Annotated in this window: 14 protein-coding genes; 8 read left to right on the top strand and 6 right to left on the bottom strand. The window is 64.8% G+C overall.

The window, feature by feature from the left end; all coding sequences use genetic code 11:
- Position 1: 1 nt before the first annotated feature.
- The 3 genes from VMS96_10225 to VMS96_10215 are packed head-to-tail and all read right to left on the bottom strand — an operon-like array spanning position 2 to position 4,887.
- Positions 2 to 1,345, bottom strand: coding sequence for an O-antigen ligase family protein (locus VMS96_10225; GenBank protein HVP43800.1), 1,344 nt, complete (start codon positions 1,343 to 1,345; stop codon positions 2 to 4).
- Complete coding sequence (locus VMS96_10220; protein ID HVP43799.1) at positions 1,342 to 2,640, bottom strand: carbohydrate binding domain-containing protein; 1,299 nt, start codon at positions 2,638 to 2,640, stop codon at positions 1,342 to 1,344. The genes VMS96_10225 and VMS96_10220 overlap by 4 nt, the downstream gene beginning before the upstream one ends.
- A complete protein-coding gene (locus VMS96_10215; protein HVP43798.1) occupies positions 2,641 to 4,887 on the bottom strand; it encodes a polysaccharide biosynthesis tyrosine autokinase in 2,247 nt (748 codons plus the stop codon).
- Between the two features lie 263 nt (positions 4,888 to 5,150).
- Between VMS96_10215 and pseB the strand changes: the two genes are divergently transcribed.
- A complete protein-coding gene (gene pseB, locus VMS96_10210; protein ID HVP43797.1) occupies positions 5,151 to 6,188 on the top strand; it encodes a UDP-N-acetylglucosamine 4,6-dehydratase (inverting) in 1,038 nt (345 codons plus the stop codon).
- Here pseB and VMS96_10205 read toward each other — a convergent pair.
- The 3 genes from VMS96_10205 to VMS96_10195 are packed head-to-tail and all read right to left on the bottom strand — an operon-like array spanning position 6,185 to position 9,325.
- On the bottom strand, positions 6,185 to 7,312 hold the full coding sequence (locus VMS96_10205) for a glycosyltransferase (GenBank protein HVP43796.1): 1,128 nt from the start codon (positions 7,310 to 7,312) through the stop codon (positions 6,185 to 6,187). The two genes, pseB and VMS96_10205, sit on opposite strands and share 4 nt — an antisense overlap.
- A 2-nt stretch (positions 7,313 to 7,314) precedes the next feature.
- A complete protein-coding gene (locus VMS96_10200) occupies positions 7,315 to 8,409 on the bottom strand; it encodes an N-acetylneuraminate synthase family protein (protein ID HVP43795.1) in 1,095 nt (364 codons plus the stop codon).
- Positions 8,396 to 9,325, bottom strand: a complete 930-nt coding sequence (locus VMS96_10195) for an SDR family oxidoreductase (GenBank protein ID HVP43794.1) — start codon at positions 9,323 to 9,325, stop codon at positions 8,396 to 8,398. Before VMS96_10195 ends, VMS96_10200 begins: the two co-directional genes overlap by 14 nt.
- Positions 9,326 to 9,450: 125 nt before the next feature.
- Here VMS96_10195 and VMS96_10190 point away from each other — a divergent pair, with 125 nt between their 5' ends.
- From VMS96_10190 to asnB, 7 genes are all read left to right on the top strand, one after another.
- Positions 9,451 to 12,534, top strand: a complete 3,084-nt coding sequence (locus VMS96_10190) for an aminotransferase class III-fold pyridoxal phosphate-dependent enzyme (GenBank protein HVP43793.1) — start codon at positions 9,451 to 9,453, stop codon at positions 12,532 to 12,534.
- A 27-nt stretch (positions 12,535 to 12,561) separates the two neighbouring features.
- Positions 12,562 to 13,512 (top strand): hypothetical protein, encoded by a 951-nt coding sequence (locus VMS96_10185; protein HVP43792.1) that lies wholly within the window; start codon positions 12,562 to 12,564, stop codon positions 13,510 to 13,512.
- On the top strand, positions 13,509 to 14,342 hold the full coding sequence (locus tag VMS96_10180) for a class I SAM-dependent methyltransferase (GenBank protein HVP43791.1): 834 nt from the start codon (positions 13,509 to 13,511) through the stop codon (positions 14,340 to 14,342). Before VMS96_10185 ends, VMS96_10180 begins: the two co-directional genes overlap by 4 nt.
- Positions 14,343 to 14,447: 105 nt before the next feature.
- Positions 14,448 to 15,473: a putative sugar O-methyltransferase gene (locus VMS96_10175; protein ID HVP43790.1), complete on the top strand. Its 1,026-nt coding sequence runs from the start codon at positions 14,448 to 14,450 to the stop codon at positions 15,471 to 15,473.
- A 60-nt stretch (positions 15,474 to 15,533) separates the two neighbouring features.
- On the top strand, positions 15,534 to 17,069 hold the full coding sequence (locus VMS96_10170; GenBank protein HVP43789.1) for an oligosaccharide flippase family protein: 1,536 nt from the start codon (positions 15,534 to 15,536) through the stop codon (positions 17,067 to 17,069).
- Positions 17,070 to 17,164: 95 nt separating this feature from the next.
- Positions 17,165 to 18,172 (top strand): methyltransferase domain-containing protein, encoded by a 1,008-nt coding sequence (locus tag VMS96_10165; GenBank protein HVP43788.1) that lies wholly within the window; start codon positions 17,165 to 17,167, stop codon positions 18,170 to 18,172.
- A gap of 3 nt (positions 18,173 to 18,175) precedes the next feature.
- Complete coding sequence (asnB, locus tag VMS96_10160) at positions 18,176 to 20,014, top strand: asparagine synthase (glutamine-hydrolyzing) (protein ID HVP43787.1); 1,839 nt, start codon at positions 18,176 to 18,178, stop codon at positions 20,012 to 20,014.
- The last annotated feature ends 3 nt before the right edge of the window (positions 20,015 to 20,017 follow it).

Genomic DNA, 20,017 nt, shown 5'->3' with positions numbered 1-20,017 from the left:
CTCAGGGCTGGGGCAGATCGCCGGACGCTTGCTCCCGTACGCGGGGCGCGATGATGGGGGTCGCGGCCAGGCCGCAGAAGGCGAAGAAGAGCGCGGCATTGGCCGGGATCTGCAGGTTGAAATCCCAGAAGCTGTGGGCCACGATGGCGGTGCAGGATGTCAGCGCCGCCAGGGTCATGGCATCGATGATGCGGCTCTGCTGGGTCCGGGCCTTTCGCAGTCCGGCGCGATAGAGGACGAACAGGAACCAGGCGATGGCCGCAGCTCCTACCACTCCCGTCTCGGCGATGAGTTCGACGTAGTCGTTGTGCGCGTGATTGATGAACAGGCTGGTGTAAAAGCTGCGGAACTGGGGGAAGACCAGGGGGTAGGTTCCCAACCCCCAGCCGGTCAGCGGCTTGCGCGCCCAAAGGTGAAGACTGTCTTTAAGGATGGTGAGACGGCCCGGCTGCGCCAGCTCCTGCGGCCGCGGGACCGAGAAGCGCTGCAGCAAGGCCTCGCCTCCCAACCAGCCGACGAAGGCCAGGAAGCAGATCGCCGCCGCGGCCAGCAGGAAGTTGCGCCGATGGTGCCGTCGCAACGAGCTTTTGGGCAGGGTCAGGGTTGCCAGGAACACCAGCTCGAGCAGCATTGCCAGCACTCCACCGCGGGACTGAGAGAGGAAGATGGACGCCGCAATGGTCCCTGCGCTCAGCCATAGAAGAGCGCGCTTGGGGCCGCGCTCGACGCCCAGAACTGCCAGCACCAGCGGAAGCGGCAGAAGCATCTCCATCAATCCCGCGTAATGGCTGTGGTCCACGTAGGGCCCGTAGGTCCAGCCCGGGTTCCGCGGCAGGCGCACCCAGTAGAGCTTGCCCGTCTTGTCTGTGAATCCCTGGACGATGGCGAACAACGCGACCAGGAAGCCGAAGACCGAGAACCAGATGGAGAACAGCCGCAAGTCGCGGTCGCTACGCAGAGTGTGGCTCACCAGGAAGAGGATGGCAGCGTAGGTCACGAAGAGCACGGCGCGTGACAGAGTGATGGAGCGGTAGGCGGTCAGCCCGGTAAGCAACTGGAACAGGACCAGCGCGCCCAGCAGCGCCATCGGCGGGTACAGCGGAATCAGGTGGATCTTGACCCGGCCAAGGCCCGCCTGCTTGCCCATCCACAGCAATATGAGCACGGCCGTGCCGATCTCAAGCACGGCCACCGACCACGATTCGGTGGCGCCGAAGGCCAAGGGACCGAAACTCAGCAGCGCGCACAACCCGTACACCAGCGCGTTGTGCAGGTAGCGCCCGCGCACGCTCCGGATGTTGGATGCGGGGGCGGCCATCTCGGCGGCGCCTGTTGGAGCGATCACTTGCGCACCACCGAAAGATCGTCCAGCCAGACCTTGCCGCGGATCCGCGTTTTGCCCGGCACCCGCACCACACGGAGCGCCATCAGCTTGGTATCGGCGCCGGTGCGGAAGTCTCCTGTGACTTCACGCCAGGCGCCGCTCGCGGCGAACGGCTCTGACAGGAAGAACGGTTTGCCGGTGCGATCGGCAACCAGCAGCTGGGGAGCGCCCGCCCCCTCCAGATCGTCGGTCCTCACTCGCGCGCTCAGGCGGTAGCCGGTGTCAGGCTCGACGGCGATGAACTGGTAGATTCCCGCGTCCTGGACGGCCTCACCGTCGAAGGTGATGAGCAACGAGCGCCGCCCGTGGTAGGCATCGCGCTGGTCGATGGCCAGCGCGACATGCGGCTGATTCTGGTAGCGCCAGGAGAAACCGCCGTTGACGATGTCGTCCTCGAAGCCTCCGTTGTCCACCAGGCTTTCCCCGGTGGCGCGCGTGCCCTCGCGCCGCCTTATCTGGGTCCAGGCAGCGTGTGCGCGCTCGATCCGGCCTTCGTCGATCAGGTACTGGATGTAAGGGAGAGCGGAATCCAGGGGAACATTCTGCTTGAGCGCCATGATGCCGTCCCAGGCTTGCAGCGCGGCGTCGGCCTGGCGGCGCTCCATCAGCACCTGCAGGAAAAGAAGGTAGGCGTCGGCCGTCGGCGGCAGGACTTGGTTCATCACCGCGCGCGCATCCTGGGTCGCGCGCCAGCTCAGGTCAATGGCGCTGCGGGCGTTCGGCGGATCGTAGCGGACGGTCATGGCCAGCAGCCTGAGGGCGGTCTGGGTATCACCTAGCACCAGGTAGTAATTGGCGGCTTCGCGCGTCACCATCGGATTGGTGGGATCGGCAGCCAGGGCTTGCTGCAACGACTTCCGCGACTCCTCCGCCTGCGCCATGATCTGCTGCGCGTTGGCCAGGTCGAGCCAGTAGCGTGCCGAGTAGCGGTTCAGACGTGTCGCGGCGCCGTAATGTTCGATGGCTACGGGCAGGTCCTGGCGCTGGTAAAACGCGATGCGCCCCAGGATGTGTGGATAGGCGGCATTGAAAGGGTCGAGATGCGCCGCCAGCGCCACCCGCTCGGGGCGCAGGCTCGTGGCCAGCAGCTTGGCGGCAAGGTCGGCGCCCACCCAGGCGATGAACAGCGCGACCACGGCGATGCCGCAGGCAAGGAATCGGAGGCGGCGCCCTCCCTCCAGCGGCCAGCGCAGGACCCTCTCCTGTCCGTCGGGCGCTCGTTCTCTGGGTCGCGAGTTCTTTGCCGGAGCGGACACTTAGTTGCGCGGGTTCTCTTCGTAGTATTGCCCGCCGTACTTGGTGCCGTAGTAGTAGTAGTGGAGGTCGGGAGACTGGAGGTCGACCGCGTTGAGGACCACGCCCATCATGCGCGCGTTCACCTGGGTCAATATGCTGCGGGCGCGGCGCAGGGCTTCCTTGGTCGTCTGTCCCGAGCGGATGACCAGCACCACCGAGTCGGCATCCACCGAGAGCAGGACCGCGTCGGTAACGCTGAGCACCGGCGGCGTGTCGATCAGGATGTGGTCAAAGCGCTCCCGCCACTGCGCCAGATAGTTCTTCATGAGGTCGGAGCCCAGCAGCTCCGCCGGGTGGGGCGGGGCCGGTCCCGCCGGCAACACGAACAAATTGGGCAGCTGGGGCGAGGGGATCACGAGATTGTCGAAAGTCTCGCTGCCGGCCAGCAGCGTGCTCAGGCCGGCCCTCGGCTTCAGCCCCATCTTCTGATGGATGCCGGGACGGCGCAGGTCGGCGTCCACCAGCAGCACGCGCGCGCCCTTCTGCGCCAGCACGATGGCCGAGTTGATGCTGGTGGTGGTCTTGCCCTCCTGCGGCAGCGCGCTGGTCACCAGGATGACCTTGGGCGGCGCGCCCAGCGACGAGAGCAGGATGGAAGTACGCAAGGCGCGGTAAGCCTCCGCCATCTCCGACTTGGGACGCGAATGCGAGACCAGTTCGATGCCGTCGCCCCGTGCGGTGGCGGCCGCCAAAGTCAGGTTCGGCCGGCCGTTGCCCGCTTTGGGGGCCAGGCGCAGGCTGCTGGGGATGATGCCTAGCGCAGGCAGGGCGGCGATCTGAGCCACGTGCTCCGGCGTGCGGATGGTGTTGTCGAGCGATTCGCGCACGAAGGCCAGGGCCACGCCGCCGGTCAGCCCGATGAGCAGTGCGATCGCCAGGTTCCGCGGGATGTCCGGCGTCGCCGGTGAAGTGGGAACACGCGCGGAATCGATGATGCGGATGTTACTCGACCTCAGGCCGGCCGCCATCCCCGCCTCTTTGAGCTTCTGCAGCAAGCCTTCGTAGAGCTGGCGGTTGGTATCGACATCGCGCTTCAGCAGGTTGTACTGGATGGCCCGCTGGTTGAGCTTGTTGGCCTCCGCCTTCTGCTCCTCGAGGGCGCCCCGCAGCAGCTGTTCCCGTTGCATGGCGGTCTGGTAATCGCGCTGCATGCGCGCCAAGGCCTTGCTGTTCTCCTGCAGGATGGAGGCTTCGACCTGCGCCAGCTGGTTCTTGACCTCCCTGACCTTGGGATACGACGGCCCAAACTGGGTGCTGAGCTGCGCCAGCAGCGTCTTGAGGTCGGACTCCTGGGTGCGCAGCTTCTCCAGCAGGTTGTTCGGCTGGCCGGAATTGAGCTCGGCGCTGCCTTTCTGCGCCAGCTTGTAGTTGGCCTCTTTCTGGATGCGGTCGGCCTGGGCTGCGATCAGGTCGCGGTTCAACTCGTCCAGCTTGACGGTGACGATGTTCTGCTTCTCGTCGATCCCCAGGATGTCGTTCTCTTTCTGGTACTTCACCAGCTTTTCCTGCGAGACCTCGACTTTCATCTGCAGGTCGGCGAGCTGCTTTTGCAGCCAGTCGGAGGCCTGCATGATGGATTCATAGCGGGTCTTCAGGTTCTCCTGGATGAAGGTGCTGGTGAGAGTGTTGACGACCTGCGCCGCGCGATTGGGATCGGGACTCAGGAAGCGGATCTCGATCATGCGCGTGTTGGGAATCGTGGTGATGGTCAGATTGGAGCGGATCTCGCCGATGGCGGCCTGCTCCTGCTTGGGATCCAGGCTCGCGGTCGTTCCCAGGGGGATGGTCCCCAGGTTCTGCACGTTCTCCTTGGCGGCGGCGCTGCCAGCGGCGAGATTTCGCCCCACCGCCAGCGCCATAGAGTCGCTTTGCAGGATCTTCACCTGCGTATCCATCGCGACGGTGTAGTCCCAGTCGTCTGAGGTAGTGGTGCCCACGTCCTTGAAGTTGACCAGGTCGTTGCTGTCGCGGAAGATCGCAATCTTCCCCACGGCCATGTATAGAGGCGTGGTCCGCAGCGAGATGACCGTAGCCAGGGTCATGACCACGACCAGGGTCGCGATGACGGTCCACTTCCGCTTTACCAGGATCCGCCAGTACTCGCCAAGGGACGCCTCTTCGGGAGTGCCGGGACCGTAGGGATAGGGCATCAGGGGAGGCCCGAGTTCGGCCGGCTGAGCGCTGCGGACTAGCTTGTCAGACTCCACCCGTACTACTCCTCACCATCTTGGGCTTCGCTGGGCGCAGAGGCAGAGAGGCCGAGGCTTTGAACGCTGGACCGGATTACACACGATTGTATCAGCGGCCACCCTATGGAGAACGGATTGCTTCGTATCATACCACCCCATCGCGCCGGTCCTTTAGAATCAACTACAATCAGCCGCACCAAAGTCATCACTTCTCTTCCCGGGGCGGTCCCAGGCGTTTCAAAAGGGGAGGGAATCGAGGCGAGAGGCCTTTCAAGGAGATTATGGGCGTTCTGGATCGGCAATCAGTCCTCATCACCGGCGGCACGGGATCGTTCGGGAAGAAGTTGCTGCAGATCGCGCTCAAGGAACACCACCCGAAGAAGCTGATCGTCTTCAGCCGCGACGAGCTCAAGCAGCACGAGATGCGGCGCGATTTCCCCGACGGACCGGGCTCGCCGCTGCGCTACTTCCTGGGCGACGTGCGCGATCGCGATCGCATGGAGCGCGCCTTCCGCGGGGTGGACATGGTCATCCACGCCGCCGCCCTCAAGCAGGTTCCGGCCTGCGAGTACAACCCCTTCGAGGCAGTGCAGACCAACGTGGTGGGAGCCAAGAACGTGATCGACGCCGCCCTTGACCAGGGCGTGAAGAAGGTCCTGGCGGTCAGCACCGACAAGGCGGTGAATCCCGTGAACCTCTACGGCGCCACCAAGCTGTGCGCGGAGAAGATGTTCGTGCAGGCCAATGCTTACTCCGGTGACCAGGATACGCATTTCAGCGTCTCCCGCTACGGCAACGTCGTCGGCAGCCGGGGAAGCGTGATCCCGGTGTTCCAGGCGCAACGAGCCAGCGGCCGGGTCACGGTCACCGATCCGCGCATGACCCGCTTCTGGATCACCCTGGACCAGGGCGTGCGCTTCGTCCTGGAGTGCATCCGCCAGATGCAGGGGGGCGAGATCTTCGTTCCCAAGCTGCCCAGCATGAACATCATGGACCTGGTCGAGGCAGTGGCGCCGGGATGCAAGACCGACACCGTCGGCATCCGCCCGGGAGAGAAGGTCCACGAGGTGCTGGTTTCGGAGGACGAAGCCCGGCACACCGTCGAGTTGGAGAACATGTACGTGATCAAGCCCAATCATCCCTGGTGGGAGACCAACGGATGGAGGCACGGCAAGTCTCTACCAGACGGCTTCCGCTATGCCAGTGACACTAACACGCAGTGGCTGCGCGTCCCCGAGCTCCAGGGGTTGATCCGTGAAGAGGCTGCACCGGAGCCGGTGACGGCCGCACAGCACGAGACGCGACCAGGCGCACGCTAGGCGCCGCCCGTCCGCTCTGTCCTGGCGCTGCCCAGGCGCGAGTAAGCTTCCAGCAGTTTTGGGAAATTCCGGTGCCAGTCAGCGCGGGACTCGACGGCCCGGCGGTTGGCCGCGCCCATCGCTTCGCGTTCCCTGGATGAAGCCTTCACGGCGCGGAGCAGCCCGGTAGCAAACGATTCTGCGTTTCCCGGAGCGCCAAGCCATCCATTCTCGCCCGCCGCGACCCACTCGCGGTTCCCCGGGGCATCGGTCAGCAGCACGGGAAGCGCCGTGGCCATGGCTTCCAGCATCGAGACGGAACTGCCATCGCTGTAGGAGCAACTCATGAACAGGTCGGCGGCGCGGAAATAATCGGGAAGCTGGTCGTGGTCAATGTTGCCGGGACGATGAGTGAATCCCTCGAGCCCGCCTGCTGCAATCTGGGCCTCGACGGCAGGGGCCAGACTCCCGCTGCCCGCCAGCAGCAAGCGCAGGCGCGGTTCGCGCCGCGCCGCAAGGCGGAACGCCTCGACCAGCACGTCGATGCCGTACAGAGGTTCCCAGGAGCGGGTGGAGAGCACCACGAAGGCATCTTGCCAGCCGAGCCGCTGGCGTGACTGAGGCGCCGCTCCCGGACGGAAGCGCTGCAGGTCCACGCCCCATGGGAACTGCACCACGCGGTCGCCCGTGGGGCCGCCCAGGCTTTGTGCCTTCACTCGCACCGCATCGCAATCGCAGAACAGCGCGTCAGCGTGCGCCAGGGCCGACCGGGTGGCCTCTTGGTGGGCGGCATCACGATCGGCATCCACCAGGATGTCGGAGCCCCAGGATTGCAGCAGGAGCGGGTGGAAGCCGGCAAGCGCTGCCAGGTATCCGCACGACGGCACCGGGCCCGCGTGCACCAGGTCGGGTCGGATCTTGCTGAGTGAGGCTTGCAACCGGGGAGCGAGCCCGGGAAGCTGCCTGATCCCGAAGCCCGCCGCGCCGAGAGAGGGGGCGGTGCGCACCTTCGCGGCCAGGTCGCTGGGCAGCGGGGAATGCTCCTCCAGCGCCAGGAACCAGATCTCGTGCTCCGACTCCGCCAGCTTGGCCAGGAAGCGCCGGTCGTGGCCGGTGAGCGTCCGCGAGAAATAAAGGACGCGCATGCTCAGCTTTGGCCCGCGGCTTTCGGCTCGCCCTCGAGCATGGTCCAGCGAAGGTGCTGGCCGGCTTCGACGCGGGCGCGCAGGCGCATCCCGATCACTTTGTCGATCTCGTAAGGAAAGATGGCGTCCCGCGGCGCCGGGCGCAGGACGTCGAGGCAATCCCGGGTGAGCAAGGTACCCGGCTCGAGGTTGCGGGCAGCGCGGAGGCAGCGGCGCTGCACCACCACCGTGTCCTGTTCGTTGCCGGCGACCTTCTTCTCGGCGCTGCCCAGGGCCAGCTCCAACTCACGGGTGCGGTCCACCATCTCCCGCCAGGTGGCGGGCGTCATGGAGAAGGGGTGATCGGGGCCCTCGCGGGCATTGTCATCGGTGAAGTGCTTCTCGACCACGCGCGCGCCCAGAGCTACCGCCCCTAACACGGTGGCATGTCCGGGGGTGTGGTCCGACAGGCCCAGGACCAAGTCGGGGAACATGGTGCGGAAGGTCCTTAGCACATTGAGATGGATATGGCGGAAGTTCTCCAGACTCGCGGTGTAATTGGTGTTGCACTGCATGAGGCCGAGCCGGGGATTGACGGCACGGATGGTGTCCACCGCCGCCTTTACTTCACCGATGTCGGAGGCGCCGCAGGCCAGCAGCACCGGCTTGTTCTTGCTCGCCACCTTGCGCAGCATCTCCGGCCAGGTGATGTCGCCGGAACCGATCTTGTAGATCGCGACGTAGGGGTCGAGCATGTCCACGGCGTCGAAGTCGTAGGGCGTGGAGGAATACTCGATCCCGGCGCGGTCACACTCCGCCTTCAATACCGGCGTCCATTCCCAGGGCAGACTGGCTTCCTGATACACCTGGTAAACCGACTTCTTCCATTTGGCCTGATGGGAGAGCTGGGCGCTGAGGCTGCGGAACCCCTGCTCGCTGACGATCTTGGGTGCGCGGAAGTTCTGGAACTTGGCCGCATCAGCGCCGGCCCGAGCGCAAAGCTGGATGAGCATCTTCGCCCGCTCCAGGTCGCCGTCGTGATTGGCGGAGATGTCGGCGATGAAATAGGTGGGCTGGTCGTCGCCGATGCGGCGGCGCCCGATGTCAAGACTGAGCATGAGCGGGTCCTCTGTCCTTCATCCGTGCTGCAAAACCGGTGTCACGCAGGGCGTCGAAGGCGGCAATTCCTTCATCCACCGTGGGCATCGTCCGCCCCAGTGCTCGCGCGATCTTACCGGTGTTGAGTGACAGGTTCCGGGGCCGGCGGGCAGGACGCGGCACGTCCTCGGTCGTGCCCGGCCGTACCAGAGATTCGTCCAGGCCGAACTTCCTTGCCATGCGCTTGCCGAAATCATACTTCGTACAGGAATCGGAGGCGGCCACGTGGTACACGCCTTGCAGGCTGCGTCCCATCATTTCCAGCAGGAGCTCCGAGAGGTGATTCACCAGGAGCGGGGAGAAAACCAGGTCGCTAAAGCCGATGACGCTGCGGCCCGAGGAAAGCTCGGCCACCAGCCACTCGCCCAGGCTTTGTTTGGGCTGGAAATTCCATCCGTAGATGGTGGTGCGAACGATGAGCGCCGCTCCCAGCTCCTCGCGGACGGCGACCTCGGCATCCGCTTTGCTGCGCGAGTACTCGTTGACGGGATTGATGGTGTCGTCCTCGGCGTAGTTGCCGCGGGCGCCGTCGAAGACGGCATCGGTAGAGATGTGGACGAGGCGAGCGCCGGCACGGCGCGCTTCGCGGGCCACCATGCGGGAGCCGTCCACGTTGATTCGCCGGGCCTCGTCAGGATGTTGTTCGCACCAGTCGACGTTGGCGGCGGCGGCGCAGTGCACCACCCAGGCAGGCCGCGCTTTCTCCATCAGCCCCGAGACCGCAGCGGCATCGGTCAAATCAGCCCGGATCGAGGTCACGCCCAGCTCCTCGGTCGGATGCTGACGATACTGGGCCACGACCGGCCGGCCAGCGGCCCGGGCCACTTGCACGAAGTTCGCGCCCAGCAGACCGCTGGCGCCGGTGACAAGGATCATGTCGCTCGCATTGTGGCCCATACGCGGGTGCGGATCGGTGGGACCTGGATCGATGCTAGCCGGATGTTATCAGAAGCGCGCCGCGGGAGGGGGCGTGGAGAAGTTTGCTAGAATCGCATGCAAACATGCCTCCGTCCCCACAGCGGCCTCGGCGATTCCTGGTCGTCGGTTGCGGTTCCATCGGAAAACGGCACATCAGTAACCTCCAAGCCTTGGGCGTGGACGATGTGATCGCCTTCGATCCCCGCCCTGACCGCCGCGCCGAGGCCTCGGAGAAATGCCACGTGCCGGTCGTGGAGCGGTTGGAAGACGCCTGGCCGCTCAAGCCCGACGTGGCCGTCATCGCCACGCCGACCGCCATGCACATCCCTCCGGCGATCGAGGCGGCGGAGCGGGGCTGTCACCTGTTCATCGAAAAGCCTCTTTCCGACAGCCTGGACGGTGTAAGCCGCTTGCTGGAACTCGTCCGGAAGAAGGACCTGATCACGTTCGCGGGCTTCAATACGCGATTCATTCCCGGCATCCGGCAAATGAAGGCGCTGATCACTGAGGGGGCTGTCGGCAAAGTAGTGGCCCTCCGGGCCGAGACCGGGCACTACCTGCCCGAGTGGCACCCTTGGGAAGACTATCGCCAGGGCTACAGCGCGCGGCGCCAGTTGGGAGGGGGCGTGATCCTCGATGCCATCCACGAGCTGGACTACGTCCGCGAGCTGATGGGAGAGGTGGAGAGCGTGTCGTGCCTCGCGGGCAAGCTCAGCCACCTAGAGATCGATACCGAGGATGTGGCCGCCATCCTCCTTCGGCACAGCAGCGGCGCTATCTCCGAGATCCATCTTGACTACGTGCAGCGGGCCAGGAGCCGGACCTGTCATGTGATCGGAGACCAGGGCACGATCCGGTGGCACTTCGTGACCGGACAGGTCCGTTGCTATCGCTCGGCCACCGGGCAGTGGGAGACCTGGACCAGTCCCCCCGACTGGCAGCTGAACCAGATGTACGTGGACGAGATGCAGCATTTCCTGAACTGCCTTGACGGCAAGGACCGGCCGCTCTGCGACGTGTGGGAGGGCGAGCGGGTGCTGCGCATCGCGCTGGCGGCCCGGGAATCGGCGCCGACCGGTGCGGCGATGAGGATCCGCCCGCCGGACCGCCGGTCGTCCAAGGTCGTTGCCATCGTGCAGGCCCGCATGGGTTCCACTCGTTTGCCCGGCAAGGTCCTGGCGGACGTCGCCGGGAGACCGATGCTGTGGTACGTCACCCAGCGCGTGCGCCGGGCCAAGACGGTGCAGGAAGTGGTGGTGGCTACCACCACCTCCGCGAGCGACGAAGCGGTGGTCGGGTTCTGCCAGGGCGAACGGCTCCCGGTGTTCCGGGGGAGTGAGGACGACGTCCTCGACCGCTATTACCAGGCGGCGCGAGCGCACGGCGCCGGCGCCGTCGTGCGTATCACCGCGGATTGCCCGTTCATCGACCCTGGCGTGATCGACCGCGTGGTCGGAGCCTATCTGGACGGCGATGCCGATTACGTTTCGAACACTCTGGCCCACACCTTTCCGGACGGACTCGACACCGAGGTCTTTTCCATGGCTGCACTCGAGACCGCCTGGAAGGAAGCGAAGCGCGAGCCCGAGCGCGAGCACGTAACCCCGTATATCAAGCTCTCTGACCGCTTCCGCGTGCAGAACGTCTCCGCCCAGGATGGAGAGGGGCCGCCGGACCTGCGCCTGACCGTGGACGAGGGCGCAGACCTGGAGTTCACCCGCGCGCTGTACGCGTTGCTCGGAGGGAAGGTCAGCTTTGCTCTCGGCGAACTGCTGAAGGCAGTCAAGGAACACCCGGAAGTGGCTGCGCTCAATCGCGGGATCATCCGCAACGAGGGGTACTACAAGAGCCTGATCGCGGAGGAACCGATGGCTGCCACAACCCGCACGCTCGCCGCCTCCCAAGGCCTGAAAGAAGAGGCACGCCGGCTCATCCCTTCGTATTCGCAGACGTTCAGCAAGGGGCCGACGCAGTTCGTGCAGGGGGTTTCGCCAGTGTACCTGGCGCGCGCTCGCGGGTCGCACGTCTGGGACGTGGACGACAACGAGTACATCGACTATTCCATGGCCCTCGGCCCGGTGATCCTGGGCCATGCCGATCCCGACGTGAACCGGGCGATCGGGCAGCAGATGGAAAGCGGCTATGCATTCTCGCTGCCGCATCCCCTGGAGGTCGAGCTTGCTAAGGTCCTGGTGGAAATGATCCCGTGCGCGGAGATGGTGCGCTTCGCTAAGAACGGCTCCGACGTCACCGCGGGCGCGGTCCGGGCGGCACGCGGGTTCACCGGCCGCGACATGGTCGCCTTCTGCGGATATCACGGCTGGCAGGACTGGTACATCGGCGCCACCACCCGGAACAAGGGCGTCCCGGCGGCGGTCCAGCAGCTGGTCGCCGGCTTCGAATACAACAACCTCGCCAGCCTGGAACGGATCTTCGCCGAACATCGTGGCCAGGTCGCTGCCGTGATCATGGAACCGGCCGGAGTCATCGCTCCGCAAGAAGGGTTCCTGCAGCAGGTGAAAGACCTGGCGCACCGCGAGGGCGCTCTGCTCATCTTCGACGAGGTGATCACCGGCTTCCGCATGGCGCTCGGGGGCGCGCAGGAATATTTCAAGGTCACGCCGGACCTGGGTTGCTTCGGCAAGGCCATGGGGAATGGATATCCCATCGCCGCCGTGGTCGGGCGTAGAGACGTGATGGAGATCTTCGACGAGGTGTTCTTCTCCTTCACCTTCGGCGGTGATGCCTTGGGTCTGGCGGCGGCACTGGCCACCATCCGGGCGCTGCGGGAGCGAAAGGCGATCGACCGCATTTGGGAGCAGGGCGAGCGGCTGCGCGACGGGTACAACACGCTGGCCCAGAAACTCGGGCTGGAGCGCTACACCGCATGTATCGGGTACCCGCCTCGCACCGTCATCAACTTCAAGGACGATACCGGCGCCGAGTGGCTGGCGCTGAAAAGCCTCTTCCAGCAGGAAGTCATCAAGCGCGGGGTACTGTGCGCCGGATACCACATGCTCTGCGCCAGCCATAGCGCCCAGGATGTCGAGCACACGCTCCGCGCTTACCGGGCGGCGCTGGGCGTGATGGCGGAAGCCATCGCGGCCGGCAACGTCGAGACGCGCCTGGAGGGGCCTCCGGTCTCCCCGGTCTTCCGCCGGGCATGAGAAGGGAAGGGTCCACGCCATAAAACGATGCTCCGTTCCCTGAAGCACATGGTTCGCGATCACCTGCCGTATTCGCTGCTGCTGCCCTTGTACTATTGGCGGGCCCGGCGGACGTTTCAGCCGTTGCATGAGAAGGCCCATCGCCGGGCAGGTTTCAAGCGGCTGCAGGACTGCGACCTCGGCAGCGTCAAGCGGAGCGACGTCCTGTTCGTGCTGGGCAGCGGCGCCTCCATCAACCAGATCACCGCCGAGCGCTGGGCCGCCATCGCCGCGCACGATTCCGTGGGCTTCAATTTCTGGCCCATCCACCCCTTCGTGCCCAGGATGTACTTCTTCGAGAGCAATCCGGCGGACTTCTATCCCGAGCACGACCGGCGCCTCCTCCAGGTCCTGACCGAACGCGCGGCCGACTACGAAGACACGCTGAAGGTGGTGATGGACATCGCCAACCCCGCCCACCAGTACATCTTCGATCTGCCGGAGGAGTTTCGTCGCGCGACCTATTCGGCCGAGACCATCCGGCTGATCGCACGCGATCGCCAGGAACTGGCGGAGGGGATCCGCCGGCTGGCCGAGCGCGGAGAGTTCGCGCGCAGCGACCATGTCGGCGCCCTGCTCAAGGTGACCGGGACGCTCAGTACCATGATCACGCTGGGGGTCTGCATGGGGTATCGCAAGATCGTGCTGTGCGGCGTGGACCTCACGCGAGCGGAATACTTCTATCAGGACCCGGTGCTGTACCCAGAAACGGCCCAGCTCGAGTACATGCCGCGGACCGGTAAGCACTTCACCCTGACCCGCTACGCCTGGGGGACCATGCCCATCGATGAAGTGGTGGCGGAACTGAAACAGCAGGTGCTCGATCCGGCCGGCGTCGAGCTTTACGTCGAGAACCGGTCTTCGGCGCTCTGGCCGAACATCGCCGAAGTCCCCGGCGCCTTGCTGGAGCTCGCCGGCGCAGGCAGAGCAGCACGATGACCGCACGGAAGAAGTCCGGACACGCTTCCCGCTGTGACTATGAGGGGGTCGAAGCGCCCGCGAACTTCCCCTCCCGGCTGGAACTGGAGCAGTACCGCGCGCTCCTGTTACGCAAGACCGCCGCGCAGGTGGAGTTCATCCGGCGCAAGCTCACCCCCCGCGGCCGGAAGTTGCGCGTCCTCGAGTTCTGCTGCGGTAATGGGCGACTGCTGGTGGCTCTGGCACAGGCAGGGCTGGTGGAATACGGCCTCGGCATCGACCTCGCCGCCTCGCGGATCGGCTTTGCCCGGGATTGGGTCGCCGAATTGGGTCTCCGGCAGGTCGAATTTCGCAACGAGGATGTATTGCAGGTCGAGGCGCCGCAGAGGTCCTTCGACCTGGCCGTCTGCCTGACGGGAGCCTTCCAGTACTTCCGGCCCATCTCGGCCGCGGCGCCGGCCAAGGTCCTGTCGCGGCTACATGCCGGTCTCGCCACCGGCGGGAGGGTTCTGCTGGAGCTCTATCCCCTGGCGCCGAAGATGCGCAGGATGTTTGCTCTCAACGGGAACCATCTGCGTACCTGGGATCCACTTCCTCCGGAAGACCGCTTCGCCTATTACTTGCACGAACGGCAATACTGGCCGAAACGCGGCATCGTCCGCCATCAGAAGACATTCATCGGCCGCGACGGCGCCATCGACGCAGGGCGTACGGAGACCCTCGCCTATTACAACCGGGCGCAGATCGGAACCATGCTACGTAAGTCCGGGTTCGGCTCCGTTCAGTTCCTTCGCGGATTCGAAGCAGCGCGGAGGTCCGATTCCTTGCTGGCTAGGGGGGTGAAGTCTTGAGGGCGACAGTCTTCCCCCTGACCGCCCTGGGGCCGTTGCGATAGAGTTTCCCTCATGAGCATAGCCGACACACTGCTGCGAAAGTCACGGACGCTCATAAGTCAGGTGGCTGACTTTCGTTCCGACCCGCTGGCTTCTCTGGCTGCGGTCAAGAAAGGATTTGCTGACCGAGGGCAACCTGCGAATCCCCAACTCGTTTTTCGAGTCAGGGAAGCCTATCGCGCAGCGAAACGTGACCAGGCCGGTGCTGCGCCTTTCTATCAGCCGACCGGCGAGTGGACCACTATCATCGCAGAGAAACTGCAGTTGCTAAGTGACGATGTAGGGCCGCTAACGAAAGTGCTTGAGAACATGTTTCGCAACGATGCGGTTGCGAGTATCGCCGACCGGAGCGACCCTAAGGCCCTGTCCACGTGGTATACGAAGGTCGGGTTCGCCAACGCCGCACTGCACGATTATCAGGTGTGGCGGAAGCTCATTGGAGGCGATCTGACCGCACTGAATGCGCCACCGGTCGGAAACCCTTGTGGCTACTGGATCGGCGACACCTTGGTGATGGGAAGTACGTTCCGCCATCATTACACCACGTCCAGGATACTCACGTTATTGGGTGGGCCCGGGACTGTCGCCGAAATCGGCGGTGGATACGGCGAATGCGGTCATTTTGCCCTGCAACATCGCGGCGTCACGTACCTGGATTTTGACCTCCCCGAAGTACTGCTGATCGCCTCCTTTTGGCTGTGTTCTGTCAACCCAACAGCAACGGTCGCGCTGTACGGTGAATCGGACCCCCAAACCGTACTTGCTGACCCCAGGCGGTATGACGCTGTTCTTTACCCCAATTATTGTTTACCAACCCTGCCCGATATGTCGGTGGATGTGCTTTTCAATACGCGTAGTCTTTCCGAGATGGACGTTGGGACGATACGGGAATACCTAGCTCACATAGCGCGATGCACTCGTGGCTATTTCTATCACGAGAATAGCGATGTGGCGTTTCAGACACACGGCCACGTGGAAATACCAGCGTCAAGTTTTGCGATCGACGGCTTCCGCTTGCTCAGCAAGACGATTTCACCTTGGTATGCTGGTGCGGGCAGGTACCGCGAGTTCCTATACGCGCGAACTTGATACCCAGCCTATGACTGAAGCTCACCATCGTCGCCCGATTGCGCGGGAGCTCTCTTCCTCTTGCCGCTGACCCCAACCTCCGCCAACTCCACCACGGGCGAAGCCGGCTTGCCCGACGCACTCGATCCAGCCTCGATCAACGCTCCCTCGCTCGACCTGCGCGCCGTCGGTCTCCGCCTGGTGAAGGGCGCCGCCATTTATGGCGCCGCCACCTTCGGGATCAAGGCGCTCAATTTCCTGCTGGTGCTGGTCTTCACGCGATACCTGGGGCCGGCGGATTACGGCATCATCGCCCTCGCCGAGACCCTGGCGGCCCTGGTGGGATTGGTCGCCGGGATGGGCTTCGCCACCGGCCTGACGCGCTTCTACTTCCAGTACCTGGGCGATCCGGCGGCACTGCGCCGCTATGTCTCCACCGTGTCCTGGGCTTCCACGGTAATGATCGCCGGGATTTCCGGCCTGGCGCTGCTGTTCCTGCCCTACCTGCTCGCTGCCTTCCGCTTCTCCGTCCCGTTCTATCCTTATCTGGCTCTGGCCATCGGGACGGCAGCCTTCTCCGCCTTCTCCGACCTGCGCCTCACCCTCTACCGCTGCGAAGAGCGGAGCAAGGCTTATGCCGCCCTATCGGTGGTGACGTTCGTGCTCACCACGGCGGCCGCACTCGTCCTGGTAGTAGCGATGAGGCAGGGCGCCGTCGGCATGCTGCTGGGCCGGTTTCTGGGTGCGGGCGTCGCCTGCGCCTTCGCCGCTGTGCTGTTGGGACGCTGGTTCCTGGGCGGATGGGACTGGCAGCATCTCCGCGAGACCTTCGCTATTTCCTTGCCGGTGGTGCCGCACCAGGCCATGGCACTGGGATTGATTGCCGCCGACCGCCTTATCCTGGAGCGCTACCGGCCGGTCTCCGAGGTCGGCCTGTATTCGGTGGCCTACACCTTCGGCATGGTGATGTACCTGGTGACGTCGTCAGTACTACAGGCCTGGTCGCCCATCTTCCTCGACGTGGCGCGCGGCGGCGACGCTGCCCGGCCGCTGCTCGGGCGGATCTCCAGCGGCCTCATCCTGTTCTACGTAGGCGTGGCCTGCTTCGGCTGCCTGATCGCGCAGGACGTTGCCCGGCTGGTGCTCGACCCGCGCTACCACGCCGTCGGGCGCGTCATCCCCTGGGTCATCGGCGGATATCTCTTCCACGGACTCTTCGGCCTCTTCCACCTGGCCATCATGCAGGAGAAGAGGACGGGATTCCTGCTGGCCGCGAGCTTCGCTGCCTGCGCCGCCAACATCGCTCTCAATTTCTGGTGGATCCCGACCTGGGGGATGTACGGCGCCGCCTACGCCACCCTGGCCGCCTATGTGCTCGAGGCGCTCCTGGCCTACGCCTTCGGTCAACGGCTTTTCCCGCTGGCTTTTGAATCAGGGCGAATCTTGCTGGCGCTCGGCGTTTTCGGCGGCGTTCTGGCCTTGACCCAGGCGCGCTCGGGAATCGCCTGGATGAGTGCCGGAGTGCTGGTCAGCGGCGCGCTGCTGTGGGCCATCGGGGGCGGGGAAATGGTCCGTGCCTGCCGCACTCTGGCGCGCCGGCCCTCTGCAGCTTCCTGAACGGGTACTGGCGAGACCCTCTCGGACTGTTATATTTTCTGGAAACACCGGTGTCGTATCCAAAACTCAAATCGCCCGGCGGGTCGGGATAGGCGATGCGGCATGCTCTGCTGGAGGTCCTGGCATGTCCGCGCTGCCAAAGCCGGCTGGCGTGTCTTGCGGAGACATCGGCGGGTGGCGAGGTCCTCTCGGGAAGTCTCGAGTGCGCGCCCTGCGGGCAGCGGTTTCCCATCGTGAACGGCATTCCTCGCTTCGTCCCGGCCGAGAACTACGCCGCCTCCTTCGGCCTGCAGTGGAACCGTTTTCGCCTGGAGCAGATCGATTCCGACAACTTCACTCGCCAGTCCGAGCAGCGCTTCTTCTCCGAGACCGAGTGGACTTCGGACTGGATGAAGGGCAAGTGGCTGCTGGAGGTGGGTTGCGGTTCGGGACGCTTCCTCGAAGTCGCGTCCCGTGCTCCGGCGCAGGTGGTGGGCGTGGACCTGAGTAATGCCGTGGACGCGGCCCGCCAGACCCTCGCCTCGCGTCCCAACGTTCATCTGGTACAAGCCAGCATCTACGATCTGCCATTCCGCCGCGGGGCCTTCGACGGCTGCTACTGCATCGGAGTGATCCAGCACACCCCCGATCCGGGGCGCTCGCTGCAAGCCCTGGCTCCGGTGCTGCAGCCCGGCGGGCGCATCGCGGTCACGGTCTACGAACGCGGGCGATGGACCCGCTTCCACGCGAAGTACCTGCTCCGCACCATCACCCGCCGGATGGACCCCAAGCTGCTGCTCTTCCTGGTGCGCTTCTTCATGCCGGTGCTGTTCCCCCTGACCGACCTGCTCTTCCGCATCCCCAAGCTGGGGCGAGTCTTCCGCTTCTGTATCCCGGTGGCGAATTACGTGGAGAAGCGCGACCTCTCCTGGCGCCAGCGCTACCGCTGGGCGGTGCTCGACACCTTCGACATGCTCTCCCCGGCCTATGATCAGCCCATGACCGAGTCCGAGGTGGTAGCCGCGCTGGGCAGTGCGGGGATCGGCGGCTTGAAGCGTCTGCCCAACATCGGCGTCAATATGGTCGGCGAAAAGAGTTCCGTGTCGGCTGCGGTGGAGGCCTGAGCGATGTGCGGTTTTGCCGGACGTCTCCACCGCCAGCCCATGCCCGCGGAACCGATGCAAGCGGTTGCCCGGCGCATGAACTCCTGCCTGCGCCACCGCGGCCCGGACATGGAGGGCTATTGGACGGACCCGCAACGGCTGCTGACGCTGGCGTTCTCCCGCCTCGCCATACAGGACCTTTCCCCCGCCGCCAACCAGCCCATGCACTCCGAGAGCGGGCGCTTCACCATCGTGTACAACGGCGAGATCTACAACGCCGGCGAGCTGTGCCGGCGCATCCACCGTGATGCCGCCTCCTTCCGCACGCATTCCGATACCGAGGTGTTGCTCGCCTGCTTCGAGAGCCTGGGGCTGGAACCGACGCTGCAGGCCGCCAACGGCATGTTCGCGTTCGCCCTGTGGGACGCGACAACGCGCTCCCTGTTTCTGGTCCGCGATCGGTTGGGGAAGAAGCCGCTGCATTATTCGCTGGCGGACGATTGCCTTACCTTTGCCTCCGAGATCAAGGCCCTCCTGCGCGCCGATACCAGGCCGCACACCGTCTCGCGCGAGGCCACCGAGGCCTACTTCCAGCTCACGTACATCCCCGCGCCGCTCACCATCTTCGAGGACGTGCGCAAGGTGCGTCCGGGCCATATCCTCGAGGTCAAGGCTGATCTCTCGACCCGCGAGTGGCCCTACTGGTCGGTGGAAGCGGTCCTCCGCGCCCAGAGCCGGCGTCGCCAGTCGCACCGCGACGCCCTCGAGCAGGCCGCTGCCCTGCTGGAGGACGCGGTCCGCTGCCGGCTGGTCAGCGATGTTCCCGTGGGCGTGCTCCTGTCCGGTGGTGTGGACTCCAGCCTGGTCGCATTCATGCTGTCCAAGCGACTCAACATCTCTTTACAGACCTTCACAATAGGACTGGAAGATGAAGTGTTGGATGAAGCCGAGGCAGCGCGGGCCATCGCCCGGCGGCTTGGGGTTCAACATCGAGTTTTGACGCTCTCGCGCCAGGATGCACTGGAACTCGTCGACTCCGCTATGAGTGTTCTTGACGAACCCTTCGGCGACCCATCCTCGGTGCCCATGTATGCTGTTTGTCGTCTGGCGCGAAGCGGCGCCACGGTGCTGCTCACCGGCGATGGCGGCGACGAGGTTTTCGGTGGATATACCCGCTATCTCTGGGGCACTGGGTGGAGAGGCGCCGTGGCCCACCTCTATGCGCGTTATCGGCGGATGCGGCCGGCACTTTCCAACTCGCAAGTAGCGCTTGAAGTCTATCGCCGGCTGATGACTGTGGGCAGCGAGGGGGGCTCCGCCTCGCCGGGATTCCTCAAGCGCTGGGCTGCCGGCTTTGGTCGGCTTCCGAAGCTCACCGTCCTGGAGTATCTCCGCTACCTCGACTTCCAGCTCTACCTGCCCGACGACATCCTGGTCAAGACTGACCGCATGTCGATGGCGAACAGCGTTGAGCTTCGTTCCCCCTTCCTCGATTACCGGCTGGTGGAATTCAGTTGGCGGCTGGCCAACGACGCCCTGGTGAGCGGAAGCGTGCGCAAGCCCATCACCCGGGAGCTGTTCGTCCGGCACATCGGGCCGGAACACCTTCAGGCAGCCAAGCATGGGTTCGCACTTCCCATAGGGCAATGGCTCGCCGGACCGTTGCGCCCGCAACTGGAGGAGGCCGTGGACTGGGTTGCAGAGCTGCCGGGACTGCCGCTCGACGCCGCCGAGCTGCGTCGAATGCTCAGCGGTTTGCGCGCTCAGGACATGATGACGGCGTACAGGCTGTGGGTGGTTTATGCCTACTGGCGATGGGCACGCACTTGGCGGACTGTGGCGCCGCAGGAAACTCGGGCGTGATTT

This window comes from Terriglobales bacterium (assembly GCA_035543055.1).
In the GTDB taxonomy this organism is placed as follows: Bacteria; Acidobacteriota; Terriglobia; order Terriglobales; family Acidobacteriaceae; genus JAIQFD01.
Note: the sequence above shows the minus strand (reverse complement) of the source record. Positions and strands in the feature narration are given on the sequence as shown.

What these genes read in the sequence shown, in the direction of transcription:
- VMS96_10165 (HVP43788.1), top strand. Translation starts at nt 17,165, where the DNA reads ATGCGGCATGCTCTGCTGGAGGTCCTGGCATGTCCGCGCTGCCAAAGC.
- VMS96_10190 (HVP43793.1), top strand. Translation starts at nt 9,451, where the DNA reads ATGCCTCCGTCCCCACAGCGGCCTCGGCGATTCCTGGTCGTCGGTTGC.
- pseB (HVP43797.1), top strand. Translation starts at nt 5,151, where the DNA reads ATGGGCGTTCTGGATCGGCAATCAGTCCTCATCACCGGCGGCACGGGA.
- asnB (HVP43787.1), top strand. Translation starts at nt 18,176, where the DNA reads ATGTGCGGTTTTGCCGGACGTCTCCACCGCCAGCCCATGCCCGCGGAA.
- VMS96_10205 (HVP43796.1), bottom strand. Translation starts at nt 7,312, where the DNA reads ATGCGCGTCCTTTATTTCTCGCGGACGCTCACCGGCCACGACCGGCGC.
- VMS96_10195 (HVP43794.1), bottom strand. Translation starts at nt 9,325, where the DNA reads ATGATCCTTGTCACCGGCGCCAGCGGTCTGCTGGGCGCGAACTTCGTG.
- VMS96_10180 (HVP43791.1), top strand. Translation starts at nt 13,509, where the DNA reads ATGACCGCACGGAAGAAGTCCGGACACGCTTCCCGCTGTGACTATGAG.
- VMS96_10200 (HVP43795.1), bottom strand. Translation starts at nt 8,409, where the DNA reads ATGCTCAGTCTTGACATCGGGCGCCGCCGCATCGGCGACGACCAGCCC.
- VMS96_10185 (HVP43792.1), top strand. Translation starts at nt 12,562, where the DNA reads ATGCTCCGTTCCCTGAAGCACATGGTTCGCGATCACCTGCCGTATTCG.